The organism is Streptomyces sp. NPDC002144 (genome assembly GCF_053593695.1).
In genome coordinates, this window is record NZ_JBSFDB010000042.1 from 1 (window position 1) to 14,575 (window position 14,575).

Annotated in this window: 6 protein-coding genes, 1 tRNA gene and 1 rRNA gene; 7 read left to right on the forward strand and 1 reads right to left on the reverse strand. The window is 69.5% G+C overall.

What is annotated here, in order from left to right:
- The 3 genes from rrf to ACWCQ1_RS40315 all read left to right on the forward strand — a co-directional run.
- A 5S ribosomal RNA gene (gene rrf, locus ACWCQ1_RS40305) occupies nt 1–88 on the forward strand; the annotation flags it as partial.
- A 114-nt stretch (nt 89–202) separates the two neighbouring features.
- Nucleotides 203–865, forward strand: a complete 663-nt coding sequence (locus ACWCQ1_RS40310) for a DegT/DnrJ/EryC1/StrS family aminotransferase (RefSeq protein ID WP_133046228.1) — start codon at nt 203–205, stop codon at nt 863–865.
- A 76-nt stretch (nt 866–941) separates the two neighbouring features.
- Nucleotides 942–1,017 (forward strand) — tRNA-Thr (locus ACWCQ1_RS40315).
- Between the two features lie 53 nt (nt 1,018–1,070).
- Here ACWCQ1_RS40315 and ACWCQ1_RS40320 read toward each other — a convergent pair.
- Entirely contained in the window at nt 1,071–3,824 is a 2,754-nt protein-coding gene (locus ACWCQ1_RS40320) for a SpoIIE family protein phosphatase (RefSeq protein ID WP_133046213.1), read from the reverse strand.
- 375 nt (nt 3,825–4,199) lie between these two features.
- Between ACWCQ1_RS40320 and ACWCQ1_RS40325 the strand changes: the two genes are divergently transcribed.
- The 4 genes from ACWCQ1_RS40325 to ACWCQ1_RS40340 all read left to right on the forward strand — a co-directional run bounded on the left by ACWCQ1_RS40325 (nt 4,200) and on the right by ACWCQ1_RS40340 (nt 14,519).
- Nucleotides 4,200–9,671, forward strand: coding sequence for a HAMP domain-containing protein (locus tag ACWCQ1_RS40325; RefSeq protein WP_133046212.1), 5,472 nt, complete (start codon nt 4,200–4,202; stop codon nt 9,669–9,671).
- Between the two features lie 244 nt (nt 9,672–9,915).
- Nucleotides 9,916–10,596, forward strand: coding sequence for a response regulator (locus tag ACWCQ1_RS40330; RefSeq protein ID WP_208782618.1), 681 nt, complete (start codon nt 9,916–9,918; stop codon nt 10,594–10,596).
- 135 nt (nt 10,597–10,731) lie between these two features.
- Nucleotides 10,732–13,437, forward strand: coding sequence for a DNA translocase FtsK (locus ACWCQ1_RS40335; RefSeq protein WP_451028651.1), 2,706 nt, complete (start codon nt 10,732–10,734; stop codon nt 13,435–13,437).
- Nucleotides 13,438–13,682: 245 nt separating this feature from the next.
- Complete coding sequence (locus tag ACWCQ1_RS40340) at nt 13,683–14,519, forward strand: helix-turn-helix domain-containing protein (protein ID WP_451028652.1); 837 nt, start codon at nt 13,683–13,685, stop codon at nt 14,517–14,519.
- The last annotated feature ends 56 nt before the right edge of the window (nt 14,520–14,575 follow it).

The window sequence follows — 14,575 nt, forward strand, 5'->3', positions numbered from 1 at the left end:
CGGTTACATTCCGAACCCGGAAGCTAAGCCTTACAGCGCCGATGGTACTGCAGGGGGGACCCTGTGGGAGAGTAGGACGCCGCCGAACAATTATTCAAAGGGTCGGATCCTGAACTTCGGTTCGGGGTCCGGCCCTTTTTCGTTGTGCGTCACTTGAAGTTCACGTTGCGCAACCACCATCCGCAGCATGGGTACTGCTGCAATGCTCAGGGCCGCCGGCGTCGGACTCGGTGACGAGGTCGTCGTACCGGCCTTCGGGAACGTCGAGGTCGCCGAGGCGGTCGCCATGGCCGGGGCGCTGCCGGTGTTCGCCGACATAGACCCGGTGACGTACTGCCTCGACGCCTCCGCTGTCGAGGCGGCCCTAACTCCCCGTACCGCGGCGGTGGTTGTCGTACACCGCTTCGGGCGGCCGGCCGACATCGCGCGGCTGCACGGTGTCGGGCAGCGGCACGGGCTGCTCGTGCTGGAGCAGGGCGAGTCCGAGGCGCCGTACGACGAGGTCGCGCAGCGGCGGGAGCGGGCGGCCTATCTCGACGCGAAGTTGCGGGGGGTGCGCACCCCGGACGGCGGCGATGGTCACACCTATCAGCAGTACGTCGTGCGGGTGCCCGGCAATGGGCGGCCCGACCGTGACGCGTTCGCGCGCGCCGTGCGGGCCAGGGGAGTTGAGTGCCGGGTGCCGGTGAAGACGCCCGTGCACCGGCTGCCGGAGTTCCGTCGCTGCGTTTCTCTGCCGGAGACCGAGCGTGCCGCCGACGAAACGCTTGCTCTGCCCGTCGATGCCGCGTTGACGAAGCGGGACATGCAGCGCATCGTGGGCGCCTGCAATGCGCTGGGCGGATTGCTCCAGCCGGCTTTCTGAGCGTGGTTGGGAGCAGGCGTCTGTTCGGGGTATGATCTATTCCGTTGCCGCGGGGGAAACCTCGAAAAGGCGACAGGCCCCCTTAGCTCAGTCGGCAGAGCGTCTCCATGGTAAGGAGAAGGTCAACGGTTCGATTCCGTTAGGGGGCTCCAGCCAAAAGGCCCCGCCCAATTGGGCGGGGCCTTTTTCGTACCCGTAACCCGTCTCAGTCCGTCTGCAGGCCCGGGACCCGCATCGCCAGGATCGCCATGTCGTCGGACGGGGCGTCCGAGGCGAAGCGTTCCACGGCGCGCATGATGCGGGCCGCGACGGCGCCGGCGGTCAGGCCCGTGCAGGTCGTGAGGACGTCCGTGAGGCCGTCGTCGCCCAGCATGCGCGTGCCCTCACGGCGCTCCGTGACGCCGTCCGTGACGCACAGGAGGACGTCTCCGGGGTCGAGGGTGACCGTCTGCTCGTAGAGCTCCAGGTCGTCGAGGACGCCGAGGAGCGGCTGGGGCTCGGCGGCCGGTTCGACCGTGCCGTCCTGGCGCAGGCGGAGCGGCAGGGGATGGCCGGCGCAGACCACCTTCAGTTCCGCGCTGCCGTCCTCCTGGGGGCGCAACTCGCCGTAGAGGAGGGTCAGGAAGCGGCTGCGGGCGCCCTCGTCGAGAATGGCCGAGTTCAGTCGCTCCAGGACCGCCGGGCCGGACAGGCCCTCGCGGGCCAACAGGCGCAGGGCGTGCCGGGCGAGGCCCGTGACGGCGGCCGCGTTGGGACCCGTACCGCAGACGTCGCCGATGGCGAAGCCGTAGGCGCCGTCGCTGATCGGGAAGAGGTCGTAGAAGTCGCCGCCGACCTCGTTGCCCTCGCCGGCCGCGCGGTAGATGACCTCGACCTCGACGCCGTCGATCTCGGGCAGCTCCGGCGGCAGGAGGCTGCGCTGGAGGGACTGGCTGATGGCCGTGCGCTCCGAGTACAGGCGGGCGTTGTCGAGGGCGAGGGCGGCTCGGCGGCTCAAGTCCTCGGCCAGTTCCAGGATTTCCTGGCGGAAGTGTTCGTCGGTGGGCTTGCCGAGGGTCAGCATGCCGATGACGCGGTTGCGGGCGACCAGGGGGAGGACGACGGTCTCGCCGCCGACCGCGGAGGCCGTGGCGAGCGTGGGGCCGATGCCGGAGGTGACCTGGTGGGCGGGGCCGCCGGACAGGCCGAGGCTGCGCATGGAGCTGCGCAGGGCCGCCTGATGGGCGACCTCGCCGGGGGCGGACCAGACGCGGGCGCCGGGGGTGGGGACCGGGTCGGGCGGGGGCACCTTGGAGAGCAACGACTTGATGCCGTCGATGAGTTCCTCGTCCTCGTGCAGGACGTAGGAGAGGTACGGCTCGGAGGCCTGGTCGGCGATCGTGTAGACCGCGCACCAGGTGGCGAGGGTGGGGACTGTCATCTGGGCCATCAGGGCCAGGGTCTGGTCGCGGTCCAGGGTGCCGGCGAGGAGGTCGGAGGCCTCGACGAGGAAGCTGAGGGAGCCGCGGCGCAGGCGTTCCAGTTCGCCGAGGCGCGCCGACTCGACGGCCAGCGCGATGCGGTCGGCGGCGAACTGCAGGCGCAGGGCCTCCTCGTTGGAGTATCTGCCGGGGCTCTCGGCCGCGACGCCGAGGGAGCCGGTGAGGCGGCCCTCGACCTTCAGCGGGACCGTGACGACCGAGCGCATGCCCGTGCCGCTCAGCAGCGGTACGGCGCCGGGGACGGCCGTCAGGTCGTCGTGGACGGCCGGCATGCGCGCTGAGCCGTAGCGGCCGGGGCCGGCTTCGACGGGCACGCGCGCGAAGCGCTGGCGGGCGGAGGGCAGGCCGGTGGAGGCGCGGACCTCCAGCTCCGTCTCGTCGTCGGTCGCGAGGAGCAGGAAGGCGGAGTCGGCGTCCAGCATGTCGCGGGCGCGCTCCACCGTGCGCTGGAGGAGGCCGTCGAGGTCGTCCGGGGCCGGGGAGCCGATGAACACCTCGAAGGGGTCGGTGTTCTGGCCGTCGGCGGCGGAGGCGGTGTCGGAGGCCGGCAGGCGCAACGGCGTCTGCAGGACGGCTCGTTCGTGGTCCCGGACGAGCAGACAGACCGTGGAGGGCTCGCCGCCGGTGTCGCGGACGCGGAGGTGGGAGGCGTACACCGGGGTGACGCGGCCGTTGGCGCCCCTTACGCCGTAACTGCCTTCCCAGCGGGAGAGTTGGAGCGCCTCGGCGATACCGGTGCTGGTGCCGGGGGTGTGCGGCCAGGCGGCGAGATCGGTGAGGGGCTTTCCGATCACCTGTTCGGCGGGGTAGCCGAAGAGTTCCTCGGCGTCCTCGTTCCACGAGGTGATGGAGCCGGTGCGGTCGATCTGGACGACGGCGACACGGACCCGGCCGTCGGCGAGCGGCAGGAGGTCGGCGGGGAGGGACGGGCCCGCCGCGCGCGTGCCCACCGCGCGCTCGGGGAGGTCGAGCTGGAACCAGACCTGTTTGTGGGTGGGCGTGTACTCCACGCCCCAGCGGCCGGCGAGTGCCGCGCACAGCTGGAGGCCGCGGCCGCCTTCGCGGTCGGGGCTGCCCATGTTGACGGGATGGCCCTGGAGGGGGATCTCGCGCTCCGGGTAGCGGTCGGCCACCTCGACCCGTACGCCTTGGTCGGTGCGCAGGCACAGGACGTCGGCGGAGGTGCCCGCGTGCACCACGGCATTGGTGACCAGCTCGCTGGTGAGCACCACGGCGTCGTCGACGATGTCGGCGAAGCCCCAGCCCTGGAGGGTGTCGCGGACGAAGGAGCGGGCGGTCGCTACCGATCGCCCCACGGGCTCGAAGCTGGCGGCCGCGCGCGCGGTGATCACAGAACTCCTCGGCCTGTTGTCGACGTGCTGGGCTGCGTGGCCGACCGGCTCGTGCCGCTGATGCGGCAGGCCGCCCGTCGGCCGGGGGTCCGGGGGCTGTCCCCCGGGGATCAGTCCGGTGGTCATGTGTGCGGCCGCCCCTCCGATGCCCGCTCGTTCTCGTGCCACCGCCCATGCCGGACGGACCGGTGCGGCTGGACAGCCGCATGCAAGGTTACTTACCTTCGCCGTCCGTGCGGATGCCGGTCTGCAGTGTTTCCGCCCAGAGGGTGTGCGGACGATGTGCGAAGCTGCCGAACTGTTATGGCCGGGTTCAGGCAGGGTGAAACACTGGGCAAGCTTCTTGTGAAGGTCCGGGCAGGCTGAGTGACTTCCGCGTACAGCGGGCAGCAGCCCGTGGTGTGACCTGATATATCCGGCAGAAATGCGCAGCAGTACCGGTACCACGAGCAGTAGTACCGGAACACAGCAGTAACGGTCGACCCCTGCGGGAGGGACACAGTGGAGTCTGGCGCAGCGACGCGGGGCACTAAGACGCGCGCGAAAGGCGGACAGTCCCTGAACAACCAGCGCAAACCACGCGGCGGGACCACGGCGGTGGACACGGCAGCCCTGAACCGACTGCTGGCGGCCCTCGTGGCCATGCGCGACGGGAATTTCCGCAAGCGGCTCACGGTGTCCGGGGACGGCGTGATGTCGGAGATCGCCGCGGTGTTCAACGAGGTGGCCGACCGCAATCTCCATCTGACCGGTGAGCTGTCGCGGGTGCGGCGCATGGTCGGCCGCGAGGGCAAACTCACGGAGCGGCTGGAGACGGGCGCCTACGAGGGTTCCTGGGCCGCCGCCGTCGAGGCCTCCAACGCGCTCGTGGACGACCTCGTACGGCCCGTCTCCGAGGTCGGCCGGGTGCTCACCGCGGTGGCGGAGGGTGACCTGTCGCCCCGCATGGAGTTGCGGACCCACGCTGCCGACGGGACCGGGCACCCGCTGCGCGGGGAGTTCCTGAAGGTCGGCCGCACGGTGAACAACCTCGTCGACCAGCTGTCGACGTTCACCGACGAGGTCACGCGCGTGGCCAGCGAGGTCGGCACCGAGGGCAAGCTGGGCGGACAGGCACGCGTGCGTGGCATGTCGGGTTCGTGGAAGGACCTCACGGACTCCGTCAACACCATGGCGTACCGGCTGACCGCGCAGGTCCGCGACATCGCGCTGGTCACCACGGCGGTGGCCAAGGGTGACCTGTCCCGCAAGGTCACCGTGCACGTCGCCGGCGAGATGCTGGAGCTGAAGAACACCGTCAACACGATGGTCGACCAGCTGTCGTCCTTCTCCTCCGAGGTGACGCGAGTCGCGCGCGAGGTGGGCACGGAGGGCGAGCTCGGCGGGCAGGCGCAGGTGCCGGGTGTGGCCGGTGTGTGGAAGGACCTCACCGATTCGGTGAACCTGATGGCCGGCAACCTCACGGCCCAGGTGCGCGGGATCGCGCAGGTCACCACGGCCGTCGCCAGCGGTGACCTGTCGCAGAAGGTCACCGTCTCCGCACGCGGCGAGGTCGCTCAGCTCGCCGACACGATCAACCAGATGACCGAGACGCTGCGGATCTTCGCGGACGAGGTCACGCGCGTGGCGAACGAGGTCGGAGCCGCCGGGCAGCTGGGCGGCCAGGCCAATGTGCCGGGCGCGGCCGGCACCTGGAAGGACCTGACGGACTCCGTCAACACGGTGTTCCGGAATCTCACCATTCAGGTGAGGGACATCGCGGCCGTCACCACGGCCGTGGCCAACGGTGACCTCTCCCAGAAGGTCACGGTGAACGTGGCCGGCGAGATGCTGGAGCTGAAGAACACCGTCAACGGGATGGTGGACCAGCTGCAGTCCTTCGGTTCCGAGGTCACGCGCGTGGCGCGCGAGGTCGGTGTCGAGGGCGAGCTGGGCGGTCAGGCGCAGGTGCCGGGCGCGGCCGGTACCTGGAAGGACCTGACGGACTCCGTCAACACCGCCTTCCGCAACCTCACCGGCCAGGTCCGCAACATCGCGCAGGTGACGACGGCGGTTGCCAACGGCGATCTGTCGCAGAAGGTCACCGTGGACGTCTCCGGCGAGATGCTCCAGCTGAAGAACACCGTGAACACGATGGTGGACCAGCTGTCCTCCTTCGCCGACCAGGTGACCCGCATGGCCCGGGACGTGGGCACCGAGGGCCGACTCGGAGGTCAGGCGGTCGTGCCGGGTGTGGCCGGTACGTGGAAGGAACTCACCGACTCCGTCAACGGCATGGCCGGCAACCTGACGGCCCAGGTCCGCAACATCGCCCAGGTGACGACCGCGGTCGCCCAGGGCGACCTGTCCCAGAAGATCGACGTGGACGCGCGCGGGGAGATCCTGGAGCTGAAGAACACCATCAACACGATGGTCGACCAGCTCTCCGGCTTCGCCGACCAGGTGACCCAGGTGGCCCGCGAGGTGGGCACCGAGGGCCGTCTGGGCGGTCAGGCGCAGGTGCCCGGCGTGGCCGGTGTGTGGCGGGACCTGACCGACTCCGTGAACGGCATGGCGGGGAACCTCACCGCGCAGGTCCGCAACATCGCGCAGGTCGCCACGGCGGTGGCCCGCGGTGACCTGTCCCAGAAGATCACCGTGGACGCGCGCGGGGAGATCCTGGAGCTGAAGAACACGCTGAACACGATGGTCGACCAGCTGTCGTCCTTCGCGGAGGAGGTCACCAGGGTCGCCCGCGAGGTGGGTACGGAGGGCCAGCTCGGCGGTCAGGCCGAGGTCCAGGGCGTCTCCGGCACCTGGAAGGACCTCACCCAGTCCGTGAACTTCATGGCGAACAACCTGACCATCCAGGTGCGCCAGATCGCCGAGGTCACGACCGCGGTCGCCAAGGGCGACCTGTCGAAGAAGATCACCGTCGACGCCAAGGGCGAGATCCTCGAGCTCGTCACGACCGTCAACACGATGGTCGACCAGCTGTCCAGCTTCGCCGAGCAGGTGACCCGGGTGGCCCGCGAGGTGGGCACCGAGGGCATCCTGGGCGGCCAGGCGCACGTTCCGGGTGTCACGGGCATCTGGAAGGACCTCAGCGGCAATGTGAACCTGATGGCCAAGAACCTGACCATGCAGGTGCGCAACATCTCCCAGGTCGCGGCGGCGGTCGCCAACGGCGACCTGACGCGGACGGTGACGATCGAGGCGCGCGGTGAGGTCCAGCAGCTCGCCGACACCTTCAACACGATGGTGAAGACGCTGAGTTCGTTCGCCGACCAGGTCACCAAGGTGGCCCGTGAGGTGGGCACGGACGGCATCCTGGGCGGTCAGGCGCATGTGCCGGGTGTGGCGGGCACCTGGAAGGACCTCACCGACTCGGTGAACGGCATGGCGTCCAACCTGACCGGCCAGGTGCGCAACATCGCCATGGTCACGACGGCGATCGCCAAGGGTGACCTGACGAAGAAGATCGACATCGACGCGCGGGGCGAGATCCTCGAGCTGAAGACGACGATCAACACGATGGTCGACCAGCTGTCGTCCTTCGCCGAGGAGGTCACCCGAGTCGCCCGTGAGGTGGGCACGGAGGGGCAGCTGGGCGGTCAGGCACGCGTGCGTGACGTGGACGGCACCTGGCGCGACCTCACCGAGTCCGTGAACGAGATGGCGGGAAACCTCACCCGGCAGGTGCGCGCCATCGCGCGCGTGGCCACCGCGGTGACCCGGGGCGACCTGAACCTGAAGATCGACGTCGACGCCTCCGGCGAGATCCAGGAACTGCAGGACTACATCAACAAGATGATCGCCAACCTGCGCGACACCACGATCGCCAACAAGGAGCAGGACTGGCTCAAGGGCAACCTGGCCCGTATCTCCGCGCTGATGCAGGGCCGCCGCGATCTGCAGGACGTGGCCTCGCTGATCATGAGCGAGCTGACGCCGGTGGTCTCCGCGCAGCACGGCGCGTTCTTCGTGGCGATGCCGTTGGTCGACGGCAAGGACCTGAGCGCCGAGAACGAGGACGCGTACGAACTGCGCATGCTCGGGTCGTACGGCTACTCGATGGGCTCCATGCCGACCTCCTTCAGGCCCGGTGAGGCGCTGATCGGGACGGCCGCCGAGGAGAAGCGCACGATCCTCGTGGAGAACGCGCCCAGCGGCTATCTGAAGATCTCCTCGGGCCTCGGCGAGGCGCCGCCGGCCCAGGTGATCGTCCTTCCGGTGCTGTTCGAGGGCAAGGTGCTCGGCATCATCGAGCTGGCCTCCTTCACGCCGTTCACGCAGATCCAGAAGGACTTCCTCAACCAGATCGCCGAGATGATCGCGACCAGCGTCAACACCATCTCCGTCAACACCAAGACCGAGCAGCTTCTGAAGCAGTCGCAGGAGCTGACCGAGCAGCTGCGTGAACGCTCGGCCGAGTTGGAGAACCGGCAGAAGGCCCTCCAGGCGTCCAACGCCGAACTGGAGGAGAAGGCCGAGCTGCTGGCCCAGCAGAACCGCGACATCGAGGTGAAGAACACCGAGATCGAGGAGGCGCGGCAGGTCCTGGAGGAGCGCGCGGAGCAGCTCGCGGTGTCGATGCGCTACAAGAGCGAGTTCCTGGCCAACATGTCGCACGAGCTGCGGACGCCGCTCAACTCGCTGCTGATCCTGGCCAAGCTGCTCGCCGACAACGCGGACGCCAACCTCACGCCCAAGCAGGTCGAGTTCGCCGAGACGATCCACGGCGCCGGCTCGGACCTGCTGCAGCTGATCAACGACATCCTCGACCTGTCGAAGGTCGAGGCGGGCAAGATGGACGTCTCCCCGACGCGTATCGCGCTCGTCCAGCTCGTCGACTACGTGGAGGCCACCTTCCGGCCGCTCACGGCGGAGAAGGGCCTGGACCTGTCCGTACGCGTCTCCCCGGAGCTCCCCGCCACGCTGCACACCGACGAACAGCGGCTCCTGCAGGTGCTGCGCAACCTGCTGTCCAACGCGGTGAAGTTCACCGACTCCGGCTCGGTCGAGCTGGTGATCCGGCCGGCCGGCGCGGACGTGCCCATGGCGATCCGGGAGCAGCTGCTGGAGGCCGGTTCGCTCACCGACCCGGACGCCGGTCTGATCGCGTTCTCGGTCACCGACACCGGCATCGGGATCGCGGCCAGCAAGATGCGGGTGATCTTCGAGGCGTTCAAGCAGGCCGACGGCACGACCAGCCGCAAGTACGGCGGTACGGGCCTGGGGCTGTCGATCTCGCGGGAGATCGCCCAGCTGCTCGGCGGTGAGATCCACGCGCAGAGCGAGCCGGGGCGCGGCTCGACCTTCACGCTGTATTTGCCGCTGCACCCCAGCGAACTGCCTCCCCAGGGCTACCAGCAGCCCGTGGCGGCCCTCGGGGCCAGCGACCTGGTGGCCGCCTCGGACCTGTCCCAGCTGTCCGCGGTGGAGGTCGAGACGCCCGCCGAGGTGAGGTCGTACCAGCAGGCGCAGAACGGCGCCGCGGCCCTCTTCAGGCGCCGCCGCCGGGGCGGGCTCGACGGCGACCACCGGGCCGCCGGGCAGGAGCAGTGGGCGGGCGCAGAGCAGGGTGCCGCTCCGCAGCCGAACCGGGGCATCCGCTTCGGTGGCCAGAAAGTGCTCATCGTCGACGACGACATCCGTAACGTGTTCGCGCTGACCAGCGTCCTGGAGCAGCACGGCCTGTCGGTGCTGTACGCCGAGAACGGGCGTGAGGGCATCGAGGTGCTGGAACAGCACGACGACGTGGCGGTCGTCCTGATGGACATCATGATGCCGGAGATGGACGGTTACGCGACCACGACGGCGATCCGCAGGATGCCGCAGTTCGCGGGGCTGCCGATCATCGCGTTGACCGCGAAGGCGATGAAGGGCGACCGTGAGAAGGCCATCGAGTCCGGTGCCTCCGACTACGTTACCAAGCCGGTCGACCCCGACCACCTGCTGGCGGTGATGGAGCAGTGGATGCGAGGGGAGTGAGGAGGACCATCGATGTTCACGCGGAGTTGCTGACTCAGTGTGGCCGACGCCGTGTAGAAGTACGGGATACGGGGAACCTTCTGGTCTCCCGCTGCGTTTCTGCTACGTGCACAGTGACATCACGGTGACAGGGTGTGGCGACAGGCGGGGTGCGGCTACGATGACCGGCACAAGGACGGGCGGCGAAAGGGAGTCGTCCCCAGGGGCGGCGCCCGGTGCACATCCGGGGCGAGGAGGGCGGGCCATGGTGCAGAAGGCCAAGATCCTCCTGGTCGATGACCGGCCGGAGAATCTGCTGGCGCTGGAGGCCATCCTCTCTGCGCTCGATCAGACACTGGTGCGGGCATCGTCCGGGGAGGAAGCGCTCAAAGCACTGCTCACGGACGACTTCGCGGTCATTCTGCTGGACGTCCAGATGCCGGGCATGGACGGTTTCGAGACCGCCGCCCACATCAAGCGGCGCGAGCGGACCCGGGACATCCCGATCATCTTCCTCACTGCGATCAACCACGGCCCGCACCACACCTTCCGCGGTTACGCGGCCGGCGCGGTCGATTACATCTCCAAGCCGTTCGACCCGTGGGTGCTGCGCGCGAAGGTCTCGGTGTTCGTCGAGCTCTACATGAAGAACTGCCAGCTGAGGGAGCAGGCGGCGCTGCTGCGGCTCCAGTTGGAGGGCGGCGGCAAGGCCACGGTCGGTGACAGCAAGGAGCCGGCCTCCCTGCTCGCCGAGCTGTCCGCGCGGCTCGCGGCGGTCGAGGAGCAGGCCGAGGCGCTGTCCAAGCAGCTCGACGACGAGTCGGCGGACGCGGCCGCGGTGGCCACGGCGGCGCATCTCGAACGCAAACTCACCGGGCTGCGGCGGGCGCTGGACGCGCTGGAGCCGGGCACCGGGAGCGCGCCGTCGGTGACCTCGCAGAACTGACCTTCATCCAGAGGACAGTTGCGGGACAACCGCGGATGAGGACGCGTCAGTTCCACGTTCACTCAAAGGCGACACGAACGGGTGAAGCCGTGGGCACGCGTGTCCGTCGTCGCCTCCACCGGTAATCTCACACCTATGGCCTCACGTCCCTCCGCTGCCAAGAAGCAGCCCGCGAAGAAGGCGGCGGCTCCGGCGAAGAAGGCCGCCGCGAAAAGGGCCCCGGCGAAGAAGGCGCCCGCCAGGAAGGCCGCTGCGAAGAAGGCGGCGCCGCCGAAGCCGGCGCCCAACCCGACCGGCGGCCTCTACCGGCTTGTCCGCGCCCTCTGGCTCGGCGTCGCGCACGCCGTGGGCGCCGTCTTCCGCGGCATAGGGAACGGCGCGAAGAACCTCGACCCCGCACATCGCAAGGACGGCGTGGCTCTGCTCCTGCTCGGCATCGCACTGATCGTGGCCGCGGGCACCTGGGCCGATCTGCGCGGCCCCGTCGGCGACCTCGTCGAGATCCTGGTGACCGGCGCCTTCGGCCGGCTCGACCTGCTGGTGCCGATACTGCTCGCGGTGATCGCGGTGCGGTTCATCCGGCACCCCGAGAAGCCCGAGGCCAACGGCCGCATCGTGATCGGCCTGTCCGCGCTCGTCATCGGCGTGCTCGGCCAGGTCCACATCGCCTGCGGCTCGCCCGCCCGCAGTGACGGCATGCAGGCCATAAGGGACGCCGGTGGCCTCATCGGCTGGGGAGCGGCGACTCCGCTGACGTACACCATGGGCGACGTGCTGGCCGTACCGCTGCTGGTGCTGCTGACGGTCTTCGGGCTGCTGGTGGTCACGGCGACCCCCGTCAACGCGATTCCGCAGCGGCTGCGGCTGCTCGGGGTGAAGCTCGGGATCGTCGACGATCCGCACGAGGACGAGTACACCGAGGACGACCAGCGCTACGACGAGCAGTGGCGCGAAACGATGCCTCCGCGCGCCCGGAAGCGTGGCTCGGCCCCCGAGGCGTACGACCCCGACAGGGCGGAGCAGGAGGCCCTCTCCAAGCGCCGTGGCCGCCCCCGTCGCTCCGCCGTGCCCCAGCCCGACATGGGGCGCCCCATGGACGCCGTGGACGTCGCGGCGGCCGCCGCTGCCGCGCTCGACGGCGCCGTCCTGCACGGGATGCCGCCCTCGCCGGTCGTCGCGGACCTCACCCAGGGAGTCAGCGTCGGCGACCGCGAGGAGGCGACGCCGACGCCGACGCCCACTCCGACACCTGTGCCGGCCGCGCGGCCCAAGCAGGAGAAGCTGAAGGTCGAGGTCGCCGACCTCACCAAACCGGCGCCCGAGGCGCCCGGCGAACTGCCCGCGCGCGCGGAGCAGCTCCAGTTGTCCGGCGACATCACCTACGCGCTGCCCTCGCTCGACCTCCTCACGCGCGGGGGGCCCGGCAAGGCGCGCAGCGCCGCCAACGACGCCGTGGTCGCCTCGCTCACCAACGTCTTCACCGAGTTCAAGGTCGACGCCGCCGTCACCGGCTTCACGCGCGGGCCGACGGTCACGCGCTACGAGGTCGAACTCGGCCCCGCCGTGAAGGTCGAGCGGATCACCGCGCTGACCAAGAACATCGCGTACGCCGTCGCCAGCCCCGACGTGCGGATCATCAGCCCGATCCCCGGCAAGTCCGCGGTCGGCATCGAGATCCCCAACACGGACCGCGAGATGGTCAACCTCGGCGACGTCCTGCGTCTCGCGGCCGCCGCCGAGGACGACCACCCGATGCTCGTCGCGCTCGGCAAGGACGTCGAGGGCGGCTACGTGATGGCCAACCTCGCGAAGATGCCGCACGTCCTCGTCGCCGGAGCCACCGGCTCCGGCAAGTCGTCGTGCATCAACTGCCTGATCACGTCGGTCATGGTCCGGGCGACCCCCGAGGACGTCCGCATGGTCCTCGTCGACCCCAAGCGCGTCGAACTGACCGCGTATGAAGGCATCCCGCACCTGATCACGCCGATCATCACCAACCCGAAGCGGGCCGCCGAGGCGCTCCAGTGGGTCGTACGCGAGATGGACCTGCGCTACGACGACCTCGCGGCGTACGGCTACCGGCACATCGACGACTTCAACGAGGCCGTCCGCAACGGCAAGGTGAAGTCCCCGGAGGGCAGCGAGCGGGAGCTGCAGCCCTACCCGTACCTGCTGGTGATCGTCGACGAGCTCGCCGACCTGATGATGGTCGCCCCGCGCGATGTCGAGGACGCCATCGTGCGCATCACGCAGCTCGCGCGCGCGGCCGGCATCCACCTCGTGCTCGCCACGCAGCGGCCGTCGGTCGACGTCGTCACCGGCCTGATCAAGGCGAACGTGCCCTCGCGGCTCGCCTTCGCCACCTCCTCGCTCGCCGACAGCCGCGTCATCCTCGACCAGCCCGGCGCCGAGAAGCTGATCGGCAAGGGCGACGGGCTCTTCCTGCCGATGGGGGCCAGCAAGCCCACCCGTATGCAGGGCGCGTTCGTGACCGAGGAGGAGGTCGCGGCGATCGTCCAGCACTGCAAGGACCAGATGGCGCCCGTCTTCCGGGACGACGTCACCGTGGGCACCAAGCAGAAGAAGGAGATCGACGAGGAGATCGGCGACGACCTCGACCTGCTCTGCCAGGCGGCCGAGCTGGTGGTCTCCACCCAGTTCGGGTCGACGTCCATGCTCCAGCGCAAGCTGCGTGTCGGCTTCGCCAAGGCCGGGCGGCTGATGGACCTCATGGAGTCGCGGGGGGTCGTCGGACCGAGCGAGGGCTCGAAGGCCCGTGACGTTCTTGTGAAGCCCGACGAACTGGACGGCGTGCTCGCGGTGATCCGCGGGGAGGCTTGAGAGAGGACCCGAACGGGTGCGGCCGCCGATGTCTGATCGTGACTCACCCGTAAGGGATCATTGAGCAACCGTTTCCCTTCGGCGTACGTCAAGTTGAGGGAAGCGACAAGCGCGTGCCCCACCATCGGTGTGTCCGGCCATACCGATGGGCTAACAAGCTCCACCGCCCGGTTGCCCGACCCTTTCGCACCCCCCCTAGACTGAACCTCCAGCACAGGTGGCTTAAACGCTCGAAAGGCGCCCCCGTGTCCATCGGCAACTCCCCTGAAGACGAGCGTCCGTTCGAAGACGATCGCGAGCAAGCCCTGTCCGTCGGCCGCGCCCTCAAACAGGCGCGGATCGATGCCGGGCTGACCGTCGACGACATCAGCAACGCCACCCGGGTCCGCGTCGCCATCGTGCACGCCATCGAGGCGGACGACTTCGCCCCCTGCGGCGGGGACGTCTACGCGCGCGGGCACATCCGGACCCTGGCCAAGGCCGTCCACCTCGATCCGGCCCCGCTGCTGGCGCAGTACGACGCCGACCACGGCGGCCGTCCCGCGCCGACCCCGGCGGCGCCGCTCTTCGAGGCGGAACGCATCCGTCCCGAGCGGCGCGGGCCGAACTGGACCGCGGCGATGGTCGCCGCGATCGTCGCCGTGGTCGGCTTCGTCGGGTTCACCGCCTTCAAGGGCGGCGACGACAGTGGTGCCAAGAACCAGGTCGCCGAAGGGTCCACGCCCTCCGTCAGCAAGTCCGCCTCGCCCACGCCCAAGAACAACAAGCCCGCCACCCCGAAGTCCGACCCCTCCGACAGCGCCATCGCGGCCGCGCCGCAGGACAAGGTGACCGTCCAGGTCTCCGCCGCCGACGGACGCAGCTGGATCTCGGCCAAGGACCACAACGGCCGGCTGCTGTTCGACGGACTGCTCAAGCAGGGCGAGTCCAAGACCTTTCAGGACAGCGACAAGATCAACCTCGTCCTCGGGGACGCCGGAGCCATCCAGCTCTACGTCAACGGCAAGAAGATCGAGGACGACTTCCAGCCGGGCGCGGTCGAGCGCCTGACGTACACCAAGGGCGACCCCCAGGTCGGTTAGCACCACGGTCGTTCCCACGGGGCTGGCGAAGATCGCCAGCCCCGTCGACATGGGCT